Genomic DNA, 15,903 nt, shown 5'->3' on the forward strand with positions numbered 1-15,903 from the left:
TTTTTCTTTTGACAACATGCCGTCCTTACGTTCTAACTATACGAGTGTTCGTCCTTCCGTTTCTTCATCGAAACGCGCTTCAGGTATCCGAGGGCAAGAATACCAATGACCACGATCACGATAAACAGCACCCTTAGGACGTGATATTCTTCAAAAAACGGGGCAAACCTCTTCTCTTCCGTAATCATGTTGGATGCCGTGTAACCGAGAACGGCCGAACCAAGGTAAATAATCCATGGAAACTTGTTAATGAGCTTAATAAACAGGGTGCTTCCCCAAACGACGATCGGAACGCTGATGAGCAATCCGAGAATAACCAGGATGATATTCTGCCCGGCTGCGCCGGCTACGGCGATCACATTATCCAGACCCATCGCGGCATCCGCTACAATGATGGTCCGGACGGCCCCCCACAGGGTTTGGCCGGCCTTGATGTCCGTATGATCGTCGTTATCGGCCAGCAACTTGTAGGCAATCCATACGAGCAGGATACCGCCCAGCGCCAGCAGCCACGGCACTTTCAGCAGCCAGACGACGACGATGGTCGCAATGATCCGGAGCAGAACCGCGCCGCCAGTTCCATAAAAAATAGCCTTTTTCTGAGTCGAGGGGGGAAGATTCCTCGCAGCAAGGCCAATTACGATGGCGTTATCGCCAGCCAGTATTAAATCTAAAAAGACGATCTTAACCAGATTGACTAAAAATTCTATTACACTGTCCAAGTCGGTCACTCCTTGTTATGACTGTATACGGAGTCCAATTGCAAATCGCTTCATTATAGGCTAAATTTTCATATGAAGTCAAGCATAGCCTGGCCCACTTTCACATAGAAGTAGAGTGGGGGTGTTGACCTTTGGAATCGATTTGGCTGCTCATTCAGATCCTTATGATCAATTTGGTCCTAAGTGGCGACAACGCCGTTGTGATAGCCCTGGCGAGCAAGGACCTGCCGGAGAAGCAGCGTAAACAGGCGGTATGGTGGGGAGCGCTCGGCGCGGTTATCCTAAGGTGTCTGCTGACCTTTATTGCGGTCATTCTGCTGAAAGTTCCTTATGTTCAGGCGGTCGGCGGATTTATGCTCATCTGGATCGCCCTGAATCTGCTGATCGAAAACAAGGATGATATCCGTCTGCAGGAATCGTCCACCATCTGGAAAGCGGTCAGAACTATTCTTGCGGCTGATTTTATTATGAGTCTTGACAATGTACTGGCCATTGCCGGACTGGCCAATGGGGATCTTGCACTGATCGTGATCGGCATTGCGATCAGCATACCGATCGTCGTCTGGGGCAGCAATTTGATCGTTACATGGCTTCACCGGTTCCCGGTGCTCGTGTACTTCGGGGCGGGCATTCTAGCCTACACGGCAGGGGAGATGCTGCTTCAGGACCACAGGCTTGGCGCGCTCCTTTCCGCATCTCTGGCGGAATTCCACCATCTCATACCCGGTGTTTTGGCCGGACTGGTGATCGCCGCAGGCGGAATCAAGCAGCTGCTGCTGCGGCCTCGTTCATAAGCAGAACAGTTTTGTCGAGAGCCGGGAGTTTCCCGGCTTTTTTTCGTGGTTGGAACTAATAAAGAACCGAAGATCTCTGCGGCGCAATTTTAATGAAACGAGTCTGCAGCAAGAACCCGTTACTGCGGGTTTGCTGTGGGCCGCAGAGCCTAAAAAATTACAGGCGGAATCTGGTTTTTTTCACGGGTTTCAGATAAACTAAAGATGAAAATATGTCGTTTTTTGCGCATGGCGTAAGGAGCGATTATAGAGAAGAGGGTGGGAGAATGTCCTCAAGAAACGACTTGAAGCTGGGCCTGTTCATTGTGATTGCTGGAATTGTCATTTTGCTTGGCAAGCTTGGGGTTTTCGGTTTTTTGGGCCGCACGCTGTGGCCGCTGGTCCTTTTGATTCCGGGGCTGGTTCTGCATATGCTGTTTTTCGGCAACCGGGCGCGTGCCACGGTGCTTGTACCCGGCGGTATTTTGACGGTGTACGGGCTGCTCTTTTTACTGTGCAGCACGATCAACTGGAAGCTGATGTCCTACTTGTGGCCCGCCCTTCTGCTCGGGATCGCGGTCGGGATGTATGAGTATTACTTGTTTGAAAAGCCGCGTCCGTCCGCCTTGCTTCCTGCCTCCATCATTTTGGGACTGGCCTCGCTGGTGCTTTTCTTCTTCAGCCTTCTTCATACTGCGGTGATCTATATCCTCGCCGTACTGCTCATCGTGGGGGGAATATGGCTCATTGCCGGGAGGGGGAAACCCAGAGACAGAAAGTGGAAGAACGGATGGTGATTCAGACCTTCTATTTTCTGTAAAACACTTGTTTTTTTCTGAAACTTCATTATAATATAAGGGATGTAGAAGCGTCGGCGCTACCGCCTGACGCTTCATTTGTTGAAAGACTTCGTTACGATTTGAAAGGGAAAGGATCTGGATAAAAGCCATGCATTCAAGAGATCAAATTCGCAACATTGCGATTATTGCGCACGTTGACCACGGCAAGACGACCCTGGTTGACCAGTTGCTGCAGCAATCGGGGATATTCGCCAAGCACGAACATCTGCAGGAACGCGCCATGGACTCCAACGATTTGGAGCGCGAACGCGGCATTACCATTCTGGCCAAGAACACGGCCATTACGTATAAAGATTTTTTAATCAACATTGTGGACACTCCTGGCCACGCCGACTTCGGCGGCGAGGTGGAACGGATCATGAAGATGGTCGACGGCGTACTTCTCGTCGTTGACGCTTATGAAGGCTGCATGCCTCAGACCAAATTTGTGCTGCGCAAAGCGCTTGAGGCAAATTTGACGCCGATCGTCGTCGTCAACAAGATCGACCGTCCGGCCGCTCGCCCGGCCGAAGTTATCGACGAAGTGCTCGACCTCTTCATCGAGCTTGAAGCGAATGACGACCAGTTGAACTTCCCGGTCGTTTACGCTTCGGCTTTGAACGGAACCTCGAGCCTTGATCCGGACAAGCAGGACGACAACATGCTGGCCCTGTATGAAACGATTACCGAGCATATTCCTTCTCCGACGGAGAATGTTGATGAGCCGCTCCAGTTCCTTGTTACACTGATGGACTACAATGAATATCTTGGACGGATTGCGATCGGCCGGGTCAACCGCGGCGTGATCAAGCAAGGCCAAGCCGTTACGGTCATCATGCGCGACGGCAAGAGCAAATCCGCCCGGATCGAGAAGCTGTTCGGCTTCCAGGGATTGAAGCGCGTGGAGCAGGAAGAAGCCGGAGCGGGCGATATTATCGCCATCGCCGGAATCAAGGACATCAATATCGGGGAAACGATCGCCGATCCGAACCATCCTGAGGCACTGCCGGTGCTTAAGATTGACGAGCCGACCCTACAGATGACCTTCCTGGTCAACAACAGCCCGTTTGCCGGACGCGAGGGCAAGTGGGTAACGTCCCGCAAGCTGCGTGAGCGTCTGATGAAGGAACTGGAGACAGACGTCAGCTTGCGCGTTGAGGAGACGGACAGCCCTGATGCATTTATCGTATCGGGACGCGGCGAGCTTCACCTCGGCATCCTGATCGAGAATATGCGCCGCGAGGGGTACGAAATGCAGGTTTCGAAGCCTGAAGTTATCGTCAAGGAAATCGACGGAGCCAAGATGGAACCGATCGAGCGCCTTCTGATCGATGTGCCTGAAGAGAGCATGGGCGCGGTCATGGAAAGCCTCGGTTCCCGCAAGGCTGAAATGGTGAACATGGTCAACACCGGCAACGGACAGGTGCGTCTGGAATTCCTTATTCCGGCACGCGGTCTGATCGGTTATCGTACGCACTTCCTGACGCTGACCCGTGGTTATGGCGTCATGAACCATGCGTTTGACAGCTACGGTCCGCTGCACAGCGGCCAAGTCGGCGGACGCCATCAGGGCGTGCTGGTTTCCAGCGAGACCGGAACGAGCACTTTCTACGGCATGATGGGCGTCGAAGACCGGGGTATCCTGTTCCTGGAGCCCGGAACCGAAATTTATGAAGGCATGATCGTCGGCGAGCATACACGCGATAACGACATCGTCGTTAACATTTGCAAAGAGAAGCAGCTGACAAACGTGCGTTCCGCGACGAAAGATGATACAGTAAAAATGAAGACGCCTCGTCTATTCTCACTTGAACAGGCGCTTGAATATTTGAATGACGACGAGTATTGCGAAATCACGCCGAAGTCCGTACGTCTGCGCAAGAAGCTCTTGAACAAGAGCGAGCGCGAACGTGCCGAGAAGCACCGCAAGATGGCCGAAGCCAATATGTAATCCGGGTAAGGTCCTCACCTCATTTCTGGAAGGAGTGAACTGTCCGTGCAAGCCTGGTTTGCAGCGCATCCGATTATCTCCTATATCATCATCTTTGTGCTGATCACCTACGTGTACAACAAGGTGTTTCGGGTCAAACAGAAGCTTCCGCTTCTCAAAGAAATTCTGCTGTATGTCCTGATGGCCATCGGTTCCGGAATGCTGCTGATTTTTCAGCACGACAAGCTTCCGATCATTCAATGCCTGCTTGTCGCGGTAGCCTTAATGTTTACGGTGCGTATTCGTTACTTCATGGAAGCACGGCAGAAGAAGAAAGCCGAAGCGGCTGCCAAGCGGGTTTGACGGCCCGCCTATGGCCCGGCTCTTTACAACATATTGAAGGTTGTCATCGTTTATAGAGAGATTGACTCAAAATAAATGAAAAAGGTGTTTGAAATGAGTTCCAGCAATACCAATCTACCTCCAAGATCTCAGGGCGGCACTCCGAAAGGGAAAGTGCCACCAAAGAAAAAGAAGAAGAAGAGCGGGTTCAAAACGTTTTTGAAATTCGTGTTGATTCTTATCATATTGGCGGTGCTCGCTGTAGCGGGTTACGCGGGATATCTGTATTACAAAGCGGATCATGGCGTGCTGGACACGGGTGTGGATGCACCTGTGGCTCCTTCCAAATCCGCCAAGGTCAAGCCGATTACGATGCTGCTGCTCGGAACGGACTACCGTCCGGAGACGAAGACCCACCTATCGGACGTCATGATGATCGCCGCCTTTAACCCGGATACGAAATCGGCGACGCTGGTATCGATTCCGCGCGATACGAAGATCGAGCTCAAAGGTTACCGGGAGAACAAGGCTAACGCCTACTATCCGAATTTCCTGGCAGATGAGAAAGAGTCCGGAATCAAGGCAACCGATGAGATGAAGACGATGTTTTCCAAGTATTTGGACATCGATATCGATTATGTGACGGTTCTGAACTTCCAGGCCTTCCGCGATGCGGTAGATGCGCTGGGCGGTGTTGACGTTACCGTCGACAAGAACATGTGTTATCGGGATAAAGCGGACGGAACGGACATCAACCTGAAGAAGGGCGAGCAGGAACTGAACGGTAAGCAGGCTCTCGATTTCGTGCGCTACCGGAAGTCCAACTGCCGTCCGAAAACAGACGCTTCCGACGATTTTGACCGCAACCGCAGACAGAACGAAGTTCTTCACTCCCTGATCGATAAGATGCAGACGTTCAAGGGCGTAACCAGCCTGGGCGGAGTGCTGGATGCCATGGATAACAACATGGAAACCGACATCGAGAAGGATCAATTGAAGAATATCATTGCGACATATTGGAAAATTAAAAAAGAAGACGTCAAATTCATGCCGATTACCGGCAACTGGAAAAGTCCTTACGTGTATGTAGACGGTGACGAGCTGGATAAAGCAAAGCAGGCATTGAAGGACGAGCTTGCCGGCAAGACTGCCGTGGAAGCCGGTACTTCTGCGGATGAAACTTCAAATCCGTAAAGTTGGGTGCAAGTTTTGGGACGACATATAATATAATAGAGTACAATGGAACCTGTACAGGAGGTCAGTGCGATGTCCGAGACGGTTACGAAGTGGACTCCTATATATGAAATGCAACGTCAACCAGCCGTATATCCGTCTGTGCCGACTTCTGCTGAATCCGGTGTATGTTTTGATGCGCCATGCAAAAAAGCCTAGTGATCTGATCACTGGGCTTTTTCTTTTTCGCAAAATTTGTTGATTCGGCTGGAATTTCGCCTATCCTGCGCTTAGCGGGTTGGGCTTGGCGAAGAAGGGCTGTTCTGACGCGATTTGACATCGCGCGGAAGCTGCGGCACAATCCGGCCGACAATATCCGCCAGTTCGGAGGCGAATCCCGATACGGGTTCCCCCTTCTGGATGTGCTGGCCGATTTCGGCAATTCGGCTGGACAAATCCATGTCGGCCGTCACAAGGGCGTTTTTGCCCCGAGGATCCTTTTTGAGTGCTTCGGCGACCGTATACTTAATGGTACCGACGCGCGAACGCGTCAAACTGCCGTCTACATCGATGCCCACAACGGCAGTATTGCCAAATACGACAGCATGCGCTTTTTTCACACCGTTAACCTTTTCGGCGATGTTCTCCAAATGATCCTTTAAAGCAAGGTCCGTTGTATCTTCTGCAGAACGCACGGCCGTGTTTCCTGCAGACCGGAGTGAAAGGCGGTGATGGTCTCCGGTAGAGGCGGCTGTCGGCCCTTGTTGACTTTGAGGAGAGGGTGATGCAGTGTTCCGATGATTACAACCGCTCAGTAGAGCCATAGTTAACACAACGAGCAAAAACATTCTCATATGTGATCGTCCTTTCCAGGTCATAAATTGGCATGACGGGTTGTAACTTAGGATGTCCATGACGTAATAATTTATGTGTTTATTATGAGTTCAGTGGAGGGAGAAAGTATGAGAAAGATATTTGTACTGGATACCAATGTGCTGCTGCATGATCCCGGGGCCATATATGCTTTTGATGAACACGAAGTCGTCATTCCGGCCGTTGTGCTGGAAGAAATAGACTCCAAAAAACGAAATGCCGACGAAATCGGGAGAAATGCGCGGACGGTGTCCCGCCTGCTGGACGGATTGAGGGAAAACGGCGGTCATTTGCACAGCGGGGTGCTTCTGGAAAACGGGGGCAGCCTAAAAGTGGAGCTGAATCACCGCAGTTTTGTCAAAGTACAAGAGATGTTCGGCGAAATGTCCAACGATAACCGCATTTTGGCAGTCGCCTTAAATTATCATCTGGAAGAGCAAGGCAAGGAGGAGCCTACGTCGGTGGTGCTGGTAAGCAAGGACGTGCTCGTTCGCATCAAGGCGGACGTGCTCGGCCTCGTGACCCAGGATTATTTATCCGACCGGACCGTAGGTCCTGGAGATCTGTATACCGGATATTCTACACTGAAGGTGCATCCTTCCATCATCGACGAGTTTTATTCGTACCGCTTCTTGTCCATCAAACCGCTGCAGCTGCCATATTCGCTGTATCCGCATGAATTCGTCATTCTAAAAGACGAAATGGGGAGCACCAAATCGGCCTTGCTGAAGGTGAATGCGGATGCGCTCCGTTTGGAGCCGCTCTACTTGAGCAATGATTCGGTGTGGGGGATCAGCGCCCGCAACGCGCAGCAGCGAATGGCGCTGGAGCTGCTGCTTAACGACGATATTCCGATCGTAACGATTACCGGAAAGGCCGGTACGGGTAAAACGCTGCTAGCCTTGGCAGCCGGCCTGATGAAGGTCGAAGACGAACATAAATACAAAAAACTGCTGATCGCAAGGCCAGTCGTTCCGATGGGCAAGGATATCGGTTATCTCCCCGGAGAAAAGGATGAAAAGCTTCGTCCGTGGATGCAGCCGATATACGACAACCTGGAGTTTTTGTTCGATACGAAAAAGTCGGGCGATATCGATAAAATTTTAATGGGTCTGGGCAGCATCCAGGTCGAGGCGCTGACTTATATCCGCGGACGGTCCATCCCCGGCCAGTTTATTATCGTGGACGAAGCCCAGAACTTATCCCGCCACGAAGTGAAAACGATCGTATCCAGGGTAGGAGAGGGAAGCAAGATCATTCTGATGGGCGATCCCGAGCAGATCGATCATCCGTACCTGGATGCCTCCAGCAACGGGCTGACCTATATCGTGGAGAAATTCAAGCAGGAAGGAATCAGCGGACACATTACCTTGGAAAAGGGTGAGCGCTCCAAGCTGGCCCAGCTGGCAGCCGATTTGCTGTGATCTCATTGGCCGTCACTATTTCCCGAGAAATGATGTGGAGAGGCAACCAATAAAGAAGTCCCCCTCGTCCGGTTCAATGGAATCGGCAGGGGGATTTTTTGAAATTTAACAATTTTGGCCAGCAAGTCGAATACATTTGAATTACAATAAAGACATTCATAGGCGGGTTCGCCCCTTGGATCTAGACTTATTTACCTTATATTGTAATTAATAGTAATTAATATAAGTATTTACATAAAAATGTCCATCAACATACAATCTAAGAATTTAGACCGCATTTAGCGGTAATTTTTCTTGCCATATAAGGAAGCCGGTGAAGCTTATACTTTATTATATCTAAAAAAAATAGGACAAGCGCCCTATGAATTTGCTAAAATGTTGTATAAGTATTGTGAGGGGAGGCCTAGAGACTTGAGGCGGAAAAATTACTGGCTCCTGTTTGCCATTTTGCTGCTCTCTTTAACCACTTTATCCCAGGGTCAAGAGTTATCACAGACACCATCGGGTCATGAAGAGGAAGACGATGCGTCTCTATTTCCTCAGCCTTCCACGCAAGAACGAACGTCCCAATCCCCCATCCGGGTTATCGTGCACCTGAGCAATGAGGATTTTAAGCAGCTCGTTGAGCTGAATCATACATACGTCAGCGACACCGGAGCTACGGTGGAATTGAACAACATCCCGGATGCCGATGCGTACCTTCAGCTGAAATCCGCCTTGTCCGTAGGGGAAGGCCCGGATGTCATGCTCATCAACAGTTCGTGGGTCCGCCCGATGGCATCCCGTGGTTACCTGCTGCCAGTCGAATCCTACACAAGCAATCGTGCGGAGAGCGACACCATAAACCCGCTGTTGCAAGAGGTGGAATGGAACGGCTACCAGTGGGGGACGCCCGCCGATATGAATCCATATGTGCTGGTATGGAACAAAAAAGCGCTAAATTCGCTTGGAATGACGGATATTCCAGGCGATATCAGCAGTTGGAAGGACCTCCTGAGCAAGGCGAAGAATCGTGGACATCAAAAGCTGCTGGAGATATCATCCGGAGACGGCTACGATGCTGCGGCTTTATTGGGAGCACTGGGCACCGACCCGCTAAACCCAAGCCAAATATCCTTGGAGTGGATAGATAAAGCCCGTGCATTCATGCAAATCGATCATGACCCTCAAGATGCTAGTGGAACCCAGCTTCCGCTAACCTTTTCCGCCGTCTCGGAAGCGGCGGGGACTCAGACTGCAGATATGGTACTGCGCATGCCCGAACAGCTGTATGCCGTCTACCCATCACTCCTGCGCAGTCGAAGCTACGCCGTATCGGCGGGATCACAGCATGCCAAGGAAGCGGCCGAATGGATTGCGTATATGAGCTCGGCAGTCGTTCAGCAGAAATGGTACCAGGCCACAGGTAAACTTCCGGCGCTGAAGAGCCTGTACGACGATACGGTATTCAATCCGGCCGGACTGCCGTTCCATCTCACCTCCCTGCTTCAAACAGCGGGTACTGATAAGGATGCGGGCAGGCTGCAGGCGAAGTGGGATCTGTTTATCAAAGCTTCGGGCGAATATATTGCCGGCAAATCCACGGCCGGGGAATATGCTGAGGCTGTAGGAGGGGAAGCCGGAGGAAGCTGATCCGTTATTCGCGGGCAGCCTCAGCTCCGGCTTTTTGCTGTTACATGGACAGCTTAAGCGTGACATGGAGGTTTTTATCCGTACTTTTCACCTCGGTCGCCTTCACGAAGGAGACGATCTGCTGCGGATAAAATCCCAAATCGAACTCTTCCTCCATCTGGCGGCATGTCGTATCCGGCAGCTCATAGTCGTTAAATACGAGTTTATCCACATGGAACATAATGGCGTTCTGCGGCTGCACCTCCACGCTGTAGTGTCCCTGAACCTCAAGGGACAGCGTGTCGCTTTGACCGGAGGCCGTGATTTCGTCTTCGCCAAAGTGGAAGGCAAACTGCTTGAAGAGATCGTTTTTGGACCTTAGGAAAGCGTTCAGATCATCTTCCTTGATATCGATATTATAGGTCGTCCCGTTGGTTCGGATGGCTCCTTCTTGATTCTGGATGAATTCCGGGAGGTCGTTCATGGCCGAGGCGAGCGCATCGAAATAGGTTTTCACCTCGTTAAGTCCGACATTTTCCCAATAGAGCGTAAATTCCTCAATCATTTTTTTGAGCGCTTCCGGATCGCTGCTGGTGGCGATTCCCTGATCCACTTTCTGCTGCAGGGCCGATACCCGCGCCCGCTGTTCAAGCAGATTGGACTTCATTTGTTCCAGATCGGCCGTCTTTTTTTCCATGGCCAGCTTCGTGTTTTTAATCTCCTTGTACTCCGATTGATACGCGTTAAGAACCGAGCGGTCATGCTCCATGATCATTTCGTAGACGTCATACATATGAATGAGGCTGCCCAAATCTTTGGCGGACAGCACGGCAACGAGCAGACCTTCCCTTTCCCCCATGTAATAAGAGCGAATCACGGCTCCCGCGCGGCTCTGCTGATCCTGGATCTGCAGCAGCTTGTCTTCGAGCTGCCCGGACAGCTTGTTCAGCTCCTGCTGGACTGTCTCCTGCTGCGCGGTGATCCGCTCGATCTCCCGGTCGATTTCCACTACAGACAGGCTGTTCTGCAATATTTCGCGGTCATCGCTGCTGGCGCCGGCGGACGGATCCGCACGAAGATCGTGAACGGGGCGGAGCAGCGACAGGAACAGCATCGGCAGAAGCAGGCAGAGGATTCGCAGGCGTCGATTGTACGGCTTCAATGGATTTGATCCCTCCCCATGGTTGTCCATTGTAAATATATGATTCAACCGTAAAAAATATCATCTCTCTTGGAGCCTGTCAGATTAGACAAGCCAAATAACCGCAGCACACGAATTCAGATCCGTTGCGGCGACTCCAAAAAAATCCGCATAAGCGAAAAAAGCGACCCGGCATTGGATGTCGGATCGCTTTTTTTGGGGTTCTCTAATGATCGGATTAAAGCGGTAAGCCCATTTTGAATACTGTCCAATAGCTGAAACCGGTAAACGTCACGATCATATAGCCCCAGAAGAGAAGAATGTAAGTTCTCTCCGTAAATTTCAGATACCCCAAGATGACGAAAAATGCGGTCTGTACGAAGAACAACAGAGCCATCTCGACCATGTTGCCGGCATATGCCATAAGCCCGATTGCGAGCGTAAAGAACCCGAGTACTCGAAACATGCGTGCCACGTTATATCCCCCTCTCCTTATGTACGGTCATAGCTAAGCTACGTATCATTATATCGTTAACCCAAAATTGTGTAAACGAAAAAGTTGTTTTTATTATTGTGGTCCCGTAGAGACAAAGTATACATCGCCTTGTATCGGCAAATTTCCAATATGAGGGTATGAGCACTTTGCAAATTGGCAATACAATTTAGTATCAAATAGATTCTATGAACTCTATGAGAAGCATAGAAATGAAAATAAGCAGCTGTTATACCTTATTCAGTACCCGGTAAACAATCCGGTTATGGAGACGGGTTATTTTAGGATGTTGTTAGGAGGGTTTTGTTGCATGACAGCAGTTAGACAAGATGCATGGAGCAGCGAGGATGACCTTATTTTGGCGGAAGTCACTTTAAGGCATATCCGGGAAGGAAGCACTCAGCTGGCCGCTTTTGAGGAAGTGGGCGAAAAAATCGGAAGGACGGCGGCAGCCTGCGGATTCCGCTGGAACAGCTGTGTCCGCAAGAAGTATGAGGAAGCGATCAGCCTGGCCAAAACGCAGCGCCAGAAACGGAGCTATTATAAGAAGCAGCCGGCAAATTCGGGGATTCAGGTGGCCGGTTTAGGTCTATCCGAGTCAGAGGTTGGTTACTACAAAGTGGACGGAGCCAGTGAAGAAACGCTCTCCATCGATGCCGTTATCCGATTTTTGAAGCAGTGGAAAGGGAGTCTTCAGGAAAACGGACGGCAGCTGAAAATGCTGGAAAAGGAGCTCCGCGAAAAAGAAGAAGAGCTGAACAATTTGAGAAGGGTCAACGAACGGCTCTCCCGGGAAGTCAGCGAAGTTCAAACCGATTACAGGGTTGTTAATGACGACTACAAAGCGCTTATTCAAATTATGGACCGGGCACGCAGGCTTGCCTTTTTGAACGAAGAGGATGAGGAACTGAAGTCGCGGTTCAAGATGGATGCGAATGGCAATTTGGAGCGGATCGAGTAAAGTCAGTACAGAACGCTGTGTATTGCATACCCCGTGCGGATGCGTGAAATTTGCGCACACCGAACGGGTTTTTTCGCATATAGGGAATTTATTTTCCCGAGGGTCCTGGCAAAGAAAAGGAATCCGTACCGAAGTAATCCCCCCGCATCGCGGGGTTTTTTTGTGTCAGCAAGCCTTATTGGTCACGGATGCGCTATAATAGGATTCAGAAGAAATCATTTGACACGGAGGATACGCGAATGTTGATCGATATTGTGGGCGCAGGATCGCTCGGTCTGCTGTTTGGCGGAAAATTGGCCAGGTCCGGCAGCCGGGTGCGGATCTGGAGCCGCAGCGCCGGTCAGGCGGATGAGCTTCGCCATTTTGGCATTCATATAGCCAAAGACGGCGAGAGCGGTATAAGGGCGAACCCCACGCAGTTTCAATCCGGTACGATCGGACAGCTGGGACAAGCTTGGGAGATGGAGCCGGGAAATTATGTGCTTGTGATGACCAAACAAAAGGATGCTGAAGCGGTATGCCGCTATTTGTCGGAATTCAGGCTTCCGCAAGGGGCAAGTCCACCGGTGCTGGTTTGTTTTCAAAACGGCTATGGGCATATGGACAGGCTGAAGGCCATACTGCCCGAATGGGACATGCTGGCCGCGGTTACGACGGAAGGTGCGAAGAGAACGTCTTTTCACGAAGTTTTTCATGCGGGATCTGGGGATACGTGGATCGGTGAGAGCGGAACGGGGGGTGTAGCAAGGGAGGATAGCAGCAGGTGGTTAAATCTTGTTCATGCCTTTGAAAAAGCAGGATTTTACCCGGTATTGTCGAATGAGATCGATAACATGATGTTTCGTAAATTGCTGATCAATGCGGTGATTAATCCGCTGACCGCACTTTGGCGGATCCCGAACGGAGATCTGCTGATTAGCCCGGCTAGAATAAAGCTGATGAAGGAATTGTATAACGAGACCATTTCGGTTTACGACGCGTGTGGAATCCGGCATGAGGATGACATGTGGGATCAAATTTTGAATGTGTGCAGGGCGACCTCCGGGAATACCTCGTCCATGCTGAAGGACGTGCTTGCCGGTTCGCCGACGGAAATCGGCTGGATTAACGGGAGCATTGCGGCTATGGCACAGAAGGCGGGCGTTCAGGCTCCTGCCAACGAACTGATGACCCGGCTCATCGAAGGAATAATTGCAGAGGAGGAGTGAGGAATCGTGGATTTCTTGAGAAATTCATTTATTTTTTTGAGCATCCTTCCGTTTTTTCCGTTTTTACTCGTTTATTTAGGGGGATACTATTGGAGGAAAAACAGCAGAAACCGCGCGCTCCTGCTGGCCATGGACGTCACCACCCTGTTTTTGATCTTTTCGGTCGCGGCGCTGTTCAACAATACGTTTCATTCCAGGTTCGGCTTTTATTTGATCCTTTTGTTTTTGCTTATTGCGGTCGGGTTGATCGGCGGGGCTCAGAACCGGCTCAAGGGAAGGATCGATGTCAGGAAAATCGCCAAAGTGGTTTGGAGAATGTCCTTTATGCTCATGAGTGCAAGCTACATTATATTTACATTAATCGGTATTTTTAAGTACATAATGCAGACAGACGCCTAATATTTTACAAAATTAATCAACAGAAAAACAGCAAAAACCCGTATATTTAGCCGTTTGTCACAAGAAAGTAAAATTTTCATGTTTTTCTATATAGATTTTTTTGACCACTGGTTGTATAATTTTTAACCATACACATAATTAATCTACCTTTAGGGGGAACAGTTAATGAAAAGGAAAAGCCTGCTCATGCTTGTGACGCTGATCCTCGTTGTTGGCACTGTACTAGCTGGGTGCGGTTCCAAGAATGACAACGGCGGCAGCACAGCAAGCGGCGGCGACAAAGGAAGTTCGTCAGCTGCTAAAGAACAAGTACTTCACATTAACCTGAGCGCTGAGCCGCCAACGTTTGACCCGGCGCAAGCCCAGGATACTCAAGCTAACACCGTACTGAAAATGATGTACGAAGGCCTTGTTCGTATTGACAAGGATAACAACCCGGTTCCGGGTGTGGCCGAGAAGTGGGACGTTTCCTCTGACGGTCTGAAGTACGTGTTCCATCTCCGTAAAGACGCGAAGTGGAGCAACGGCGATCCTGTAACGGCAAAAGACTTCGTCTTCGCTTGGGAACGGGTTTTGAATCCGGCTACAAGCCCAGCACCGCCGTATGCATACCAGCTTTATTACATTAAAGGCGCAGAAGATTACAACAACAAGAAAATTACCGACTTCAACCAAGTTGGCGTCAAAGCGACGGATGACAACACGCTGGAAGTTACACTGAACAATCCGACTCCTTATTTCTTGGGTCTGACCTCGTTCTACACGTTCTATCCGGTGCATCAATCGGTGAAAGACAACGCCAAATGGGCAACCGATCCTAAGTTGATGGTCACGAACGGACCGTTCTCGCTCACAACTTGGACAACCGGTCAGAAGATCGAAGTGACCAAAAACGCAAACTACTGGGATAACCAAAACATCAAGTTGAGCAAGGTTACGATGTCGTTGTCCAACAGCAGCGCAACGGAACTGTCCAGCTACAAAGCAGGCCAGCTTGACTATGCAGGTAACCCGAACGGAACGATCCCTACGGACCAAATGCCTGCCGTGAAGAACGAGCTGAAGGACGAGCTCGATTTGAAACCGATCGGTAGCATCTACTACTACGTGTTCAACACAACAGCAAAACCGTTTGACAACGTGAAAATCCGTAAAGCGTTCTCGATGGCGATCAGCCGTCAGGATATCGTCGATAAAGTAACGATGAGTGAAGAGACACCTGCGTTCGGATTCGTGCCACCAGGCATTTCCGGTGACAAGGGCGAATACCGTACTGAGTTCAAGGACGATTTCTTCACCGAGGATATGGAAGAAGCCAAGAAACTGCTTGCTGAAGGAATGCAGGAAGAAGGATACACGACACTTCCTCCGATCACATTGATCTACAACTCCGATGACAAGCATAAGAAAATTGCGCTTGCCATTGCGGATATGTGGAAGAAAAATCTTGGTGTTGAAGTGAAAACCGAAAACCAAGAGTGGGGCGTGTTCCTCAAGAACCGTCAAAATCTGAACTACCAAATCGCACGTGCCGGCTGGAGCCCGGACTACAACGATCCGATGACTTTCTTCGATCTGTGGACTTCGACCAGCGGCAACAACGATTCCGGCTTCAAAAACAAAGAGTATGATTCTTTGATCAAAGACGCATTCTCTACACCTGACACAGCAAAACGTATGGAAGACTTCAAAAAGGCTGAAACGATGATCATTAAAGATCAGCAGGTCGTCCTTCCGATTTACTACTATACAAACGTTGCCTTGATCAAACCGAATCTTAAAGGCGTTGTCATTGACTATGCCGGTCAAGTAGACTTTACAAGAGCTTATTTCGAATAATTTTCGAATGGTCTAACAAAAGCAGCTTAGCTTGATAAATACTGTTCGGGATATATATGTGGAACTTCCATATATATCCCGTTTTTTTTGCTTAGTATATATCTTTACCAAGGGTTTCTTTAAATTGAAATATATAGCATGGACAAATAGATTCGGTATTCTTTAAAATTAAACT

Annotated in this window: 15 protein-coding genes; 11 read left to right on the plus strand and 4 right to left on the minus strand. The window is 50.0% G+C overall.

Going from position 1 to position 15,903, the window contains the following annotated elements; all coding sequences use genetic code 11:
- Window positions 1-32: 32 nt before the first annotated feature.
- Window positions 33-722 carry a TerC family protein gene (locus CJP46_RS27060; protein ID WP_373558040.1) on the minus strand — a complete coding sequence of 230 codons (690 nt, stop codon included), beginning with the start codon at window positions 720-722 and terminating at the stop codon, window positions 33-35.
- 131 nt (window positions 723-853) lie between these two features.
- On the opposite strand from CJP46_RS27060, the gene CJP46_RS27065 reads away from it, so the two are divergent.
- From CJP46_RS27065 to CJP46_RS27085, 5 genes are all read left to right on the plus strand, one after another.
- Window positions 854-1,516: a TerC family protein gene (locus CJP46_RS27065; protein WP_094598755.1), complete on the plus strand. Its 663-nt coding sequence runs from the start codon at window positions 854-856 to the stop codon at window positions 1,514-1,516.
- 266 nt (window positions 1,517-1,782) lie between these two features.
- Window positions 1,783-2,292: a LiaF transmembrane domain-containing protein gene (locus CJP46_RS27070; protein WP_094598756.1), complete on the plus strand. Its 510-nt coding sequence runs from the start codon at window positions 1,783-1,785 to the stop codon at window positions 2,290-2,292.
- Window positions 2,293-2,443: 151 nt separating this feature from the next.
- The gene (gene typA, locus CJP46_RS27075; RefSeq protein ID WP_094598757.1) at window positions 2,444-4,285 is read left to right on the plus strand and encodes a translational GTPase TypA; all 1,842 of its coding nucleotides are present in this window, start codon (window positions 2,444-2,446) and stop codon (window positions 4,283-4,285) included.
- Between the two features lie 45 nt (window positions 4,286-4,330).
- On the plus strand, window positions 4,331-4,627 hold the full coding sequence (locus tag CJP46_RS27080; protein ID WP_094598758.1) for a YlaH-like family protein: 297 nt from the start codon (window positions 4,331-4,333) through the stop codon (window positions 4,625-4,627).
- A gap of 93 nt (window positions 4,628-4,720) precedes the next feature.
- A complete protein-coding gene (locus CJP46_RS27085) occupies window positions 4,721-5,800 on the plus strand; it encodes an LCP family protein (protein WP_094598945.1) in 1,080 nt (359 codons plus the stop codon).
- A 269-nt stretch (window positions 5,801-6,069) separates the two neighbouring features.
- On the opposite strand, the gene CJP46_RS27090 is transcribed toward CJP46_RS27085, so the two are convergent.
- Window positions 6,070-6,693: a YhcN/YlaJ family sporulation lipoprotein gene (locus CJP46_RS27090; RefSeq protein ID WP_306431099.1), complete on the minus strand. Its 624-nt coding sequence runs from the start codon at window positions 6,691-6,693 to the stop codon at window positions 6,070-6,072.
- 48 nt (window positions 6,694-6,741) lie between these two features.
- Between CJP46_RS27090 and CJP46_RS27095 the strand changes: the two genes are divergently transcribed.
- Window positions 6,742-8,076 (plus strand): PhoH family protein, encoded by a 1,335-nt coding sequence (locus tag CJP46_RS27095; RefSeq protein WP_094598760.1) that lies wholly within the window; start codon window positions 6,742-6,744, stop codon window positions 8,074-8,076.
- A gap of 411 nt (window positions 8,077-8,487) precedes the next feature.
- Window positions 8,488-9,708, plus strand: coding sequence for an extracellular solute-binding protein (locus CJP46_RS27100; RefSeq protein WP_179281353.1), 1,221 nt, complete (start codon window positions 8,488-8,490; stop codon window positions 9,706-9,708).
- 40 nt (window positions 9,709-9,748) lie between these two features.
- On the opposite strand, the gene CJP46_RS27105 is transcribed toward CJP46_RS27100, so the two are convergent.
- Together CJP46_RS27105 and CJP46_RS27110 are read right to left on the minus strand one after the other, a co-directional pair.
- On the minus strand, window positions 9,749-10,849 hold the full coding sequence (locus CJP46_RS27105) for a coiled-coil domain-containing protein (RefSeq protein ID WP_256992548.1): 1,101 nt from the start codon (window positions 10,847-10,849) through the stop codon (window positions 9,749-9,751).
- A 217-nt stretch (window positions 10,850-11,066) separates the two neighbouring features.
- Window positions 11,067-11,303 (minus strand): DUF2626 domain-containing protein, encoded by a 237-nt coding sequence (locus CJP46_RS27110; RefSeq protein WP_076169833.1) that lies wholly within the window; start codon window positions 11,301-11,303, stop codon window positions 11,067-11,069.
- Window positions 11,304-11,631: 328 nt separating this feature from the next.
- On the opposite strand from CJP46_RS27110, the gene CJP46_RS27115 reads away from it, so the two are divergent.
- The 4 genes from CJP46_RS27115 to CJP46_RS27130 all read left to right on the plus strand — a co-directional run bounded on the left by CJP46_RS27115 (window position 11,632) and on the right by CJP46_RS27130 (window position 15,728).
- Window positions 11,632-12,282 carry an RsfA family transcriptional regulator gene (locus CJP46_RS27115; protein ID WP_094598763.1) on the plus strand — a complete coding sequence of 217 codons (651 nt, stop codon included), beginning with the start codon at window positions 11,632-11,634 and terminating at the stop codon, window positions 12,280-12,282.
- 239 nt (window positions 12,283-12,521) lie between these two features.
- Window positions 12,522-13,490: a ketopantoate reductase family protein gene (locus CJP46_RS27120; protein WP_094598764.1), complete on the plus strand. Its 969-nt coding sequence runs from the start codon at window positions 12,522-12,524 to the stop codon at window positions 13,488-13,490.
- Window positions 13,491-13,496: 6 nt separating this feature from the next.
- Window positions 13,497-13,889 carry a DUF3397 domain-containing protein gene (locus tag CJP46_RS27125; RefSeq protein WP_094598765.1) on the plus strand — a complete coding sequence of 131 codons (393 nt, stop codon included), beginning with the start codon at window positions 13,497-13,499 and terminating at the stop codon, window positions 13,887-13,889.
- Between the two features lie 165 nt (window positions 13,890-14,054).
- Window positions 14,055-15,728, plus strand: coding sequence for a peptide ABC transporter substrate-binding protein (locus CJP46_RS27130; RefSeq protein WP_094598766.1), 1,674 nt, complete (start codon window positions 14,055-14,057; stop codon window positions 15,726-15,728).
- Window positions 15,729-15,903 lie beyond the last annotated feature (175 nt).

Origin of the sequence: Paenibacillus sp. XY044, from assembly GCF_002257645.1 — a bacterium.
Classification (GTDB): Bacteria; Bacillota; Bacilli; order Paenibacillales; family Paenibacillaceae; genus Paenibacillus_AQ.

Excerpts from the sequence above, each read along its gene's own strand:
- CJP46_RS27130 (WP_094598766.1), top strand. The coding sequence starts at position 14,055 with ATGAAAAGGAAAAGCCTGCTCATGCTTGTGACGCTGATCCTCGTTGTT.
- CJP46_RS27095 (WP_094598760.1), top strand. The coding sequence starts at position 6,742 with ATGAGAAAGATATTTGTACTGGATACCAATGTGCTGCTGCATGATCCC.
- CJP46_RS27070 (WP_094598756.1), top strand. The coding sequence starts at position 1,783 with ATGTCCTCAAGAAACGACTTGAAGCTGGGCCTGTTCATTGTGATTGCT.
- CJP46_RS27115 (WP_094598763.1), top strand. The coding sequence starts at position 11,632 with ATGACAGCAGTTAGACAAGATGCATGGAGCAGCGAGGATGACCTTATT.
- CJP46_RS27090 (WP_306431099.1), bottom strand. The coding sequence starts at position 6,693 with ATGGACATCCTAAGTTACAACCCGTCATGCCAATTTATGACCTGGAAA.
- CJP46_RS27120 (WP_094598764.1), top strand. The coding sequence starts at position 12,522 with ATGTTGATCGATATTGTGGGCGCAGGATCGCTCGGTCTGCTGTTTGGC.
- CJP46_RS27085 (WP_094598945.1), top strand. The coding sequence starts at position 4,721 with ATGAGTTCCAGCAATACCAATCTACCTCCAAGATCTCAGGGCGGCACT.
- typA (WP_094598757.1), top strand. The coding sequence starts at position 2,444 with ATGCATTCAAGAGATCAAATTCGCAACATTGCGATTATTGCGCACGTT.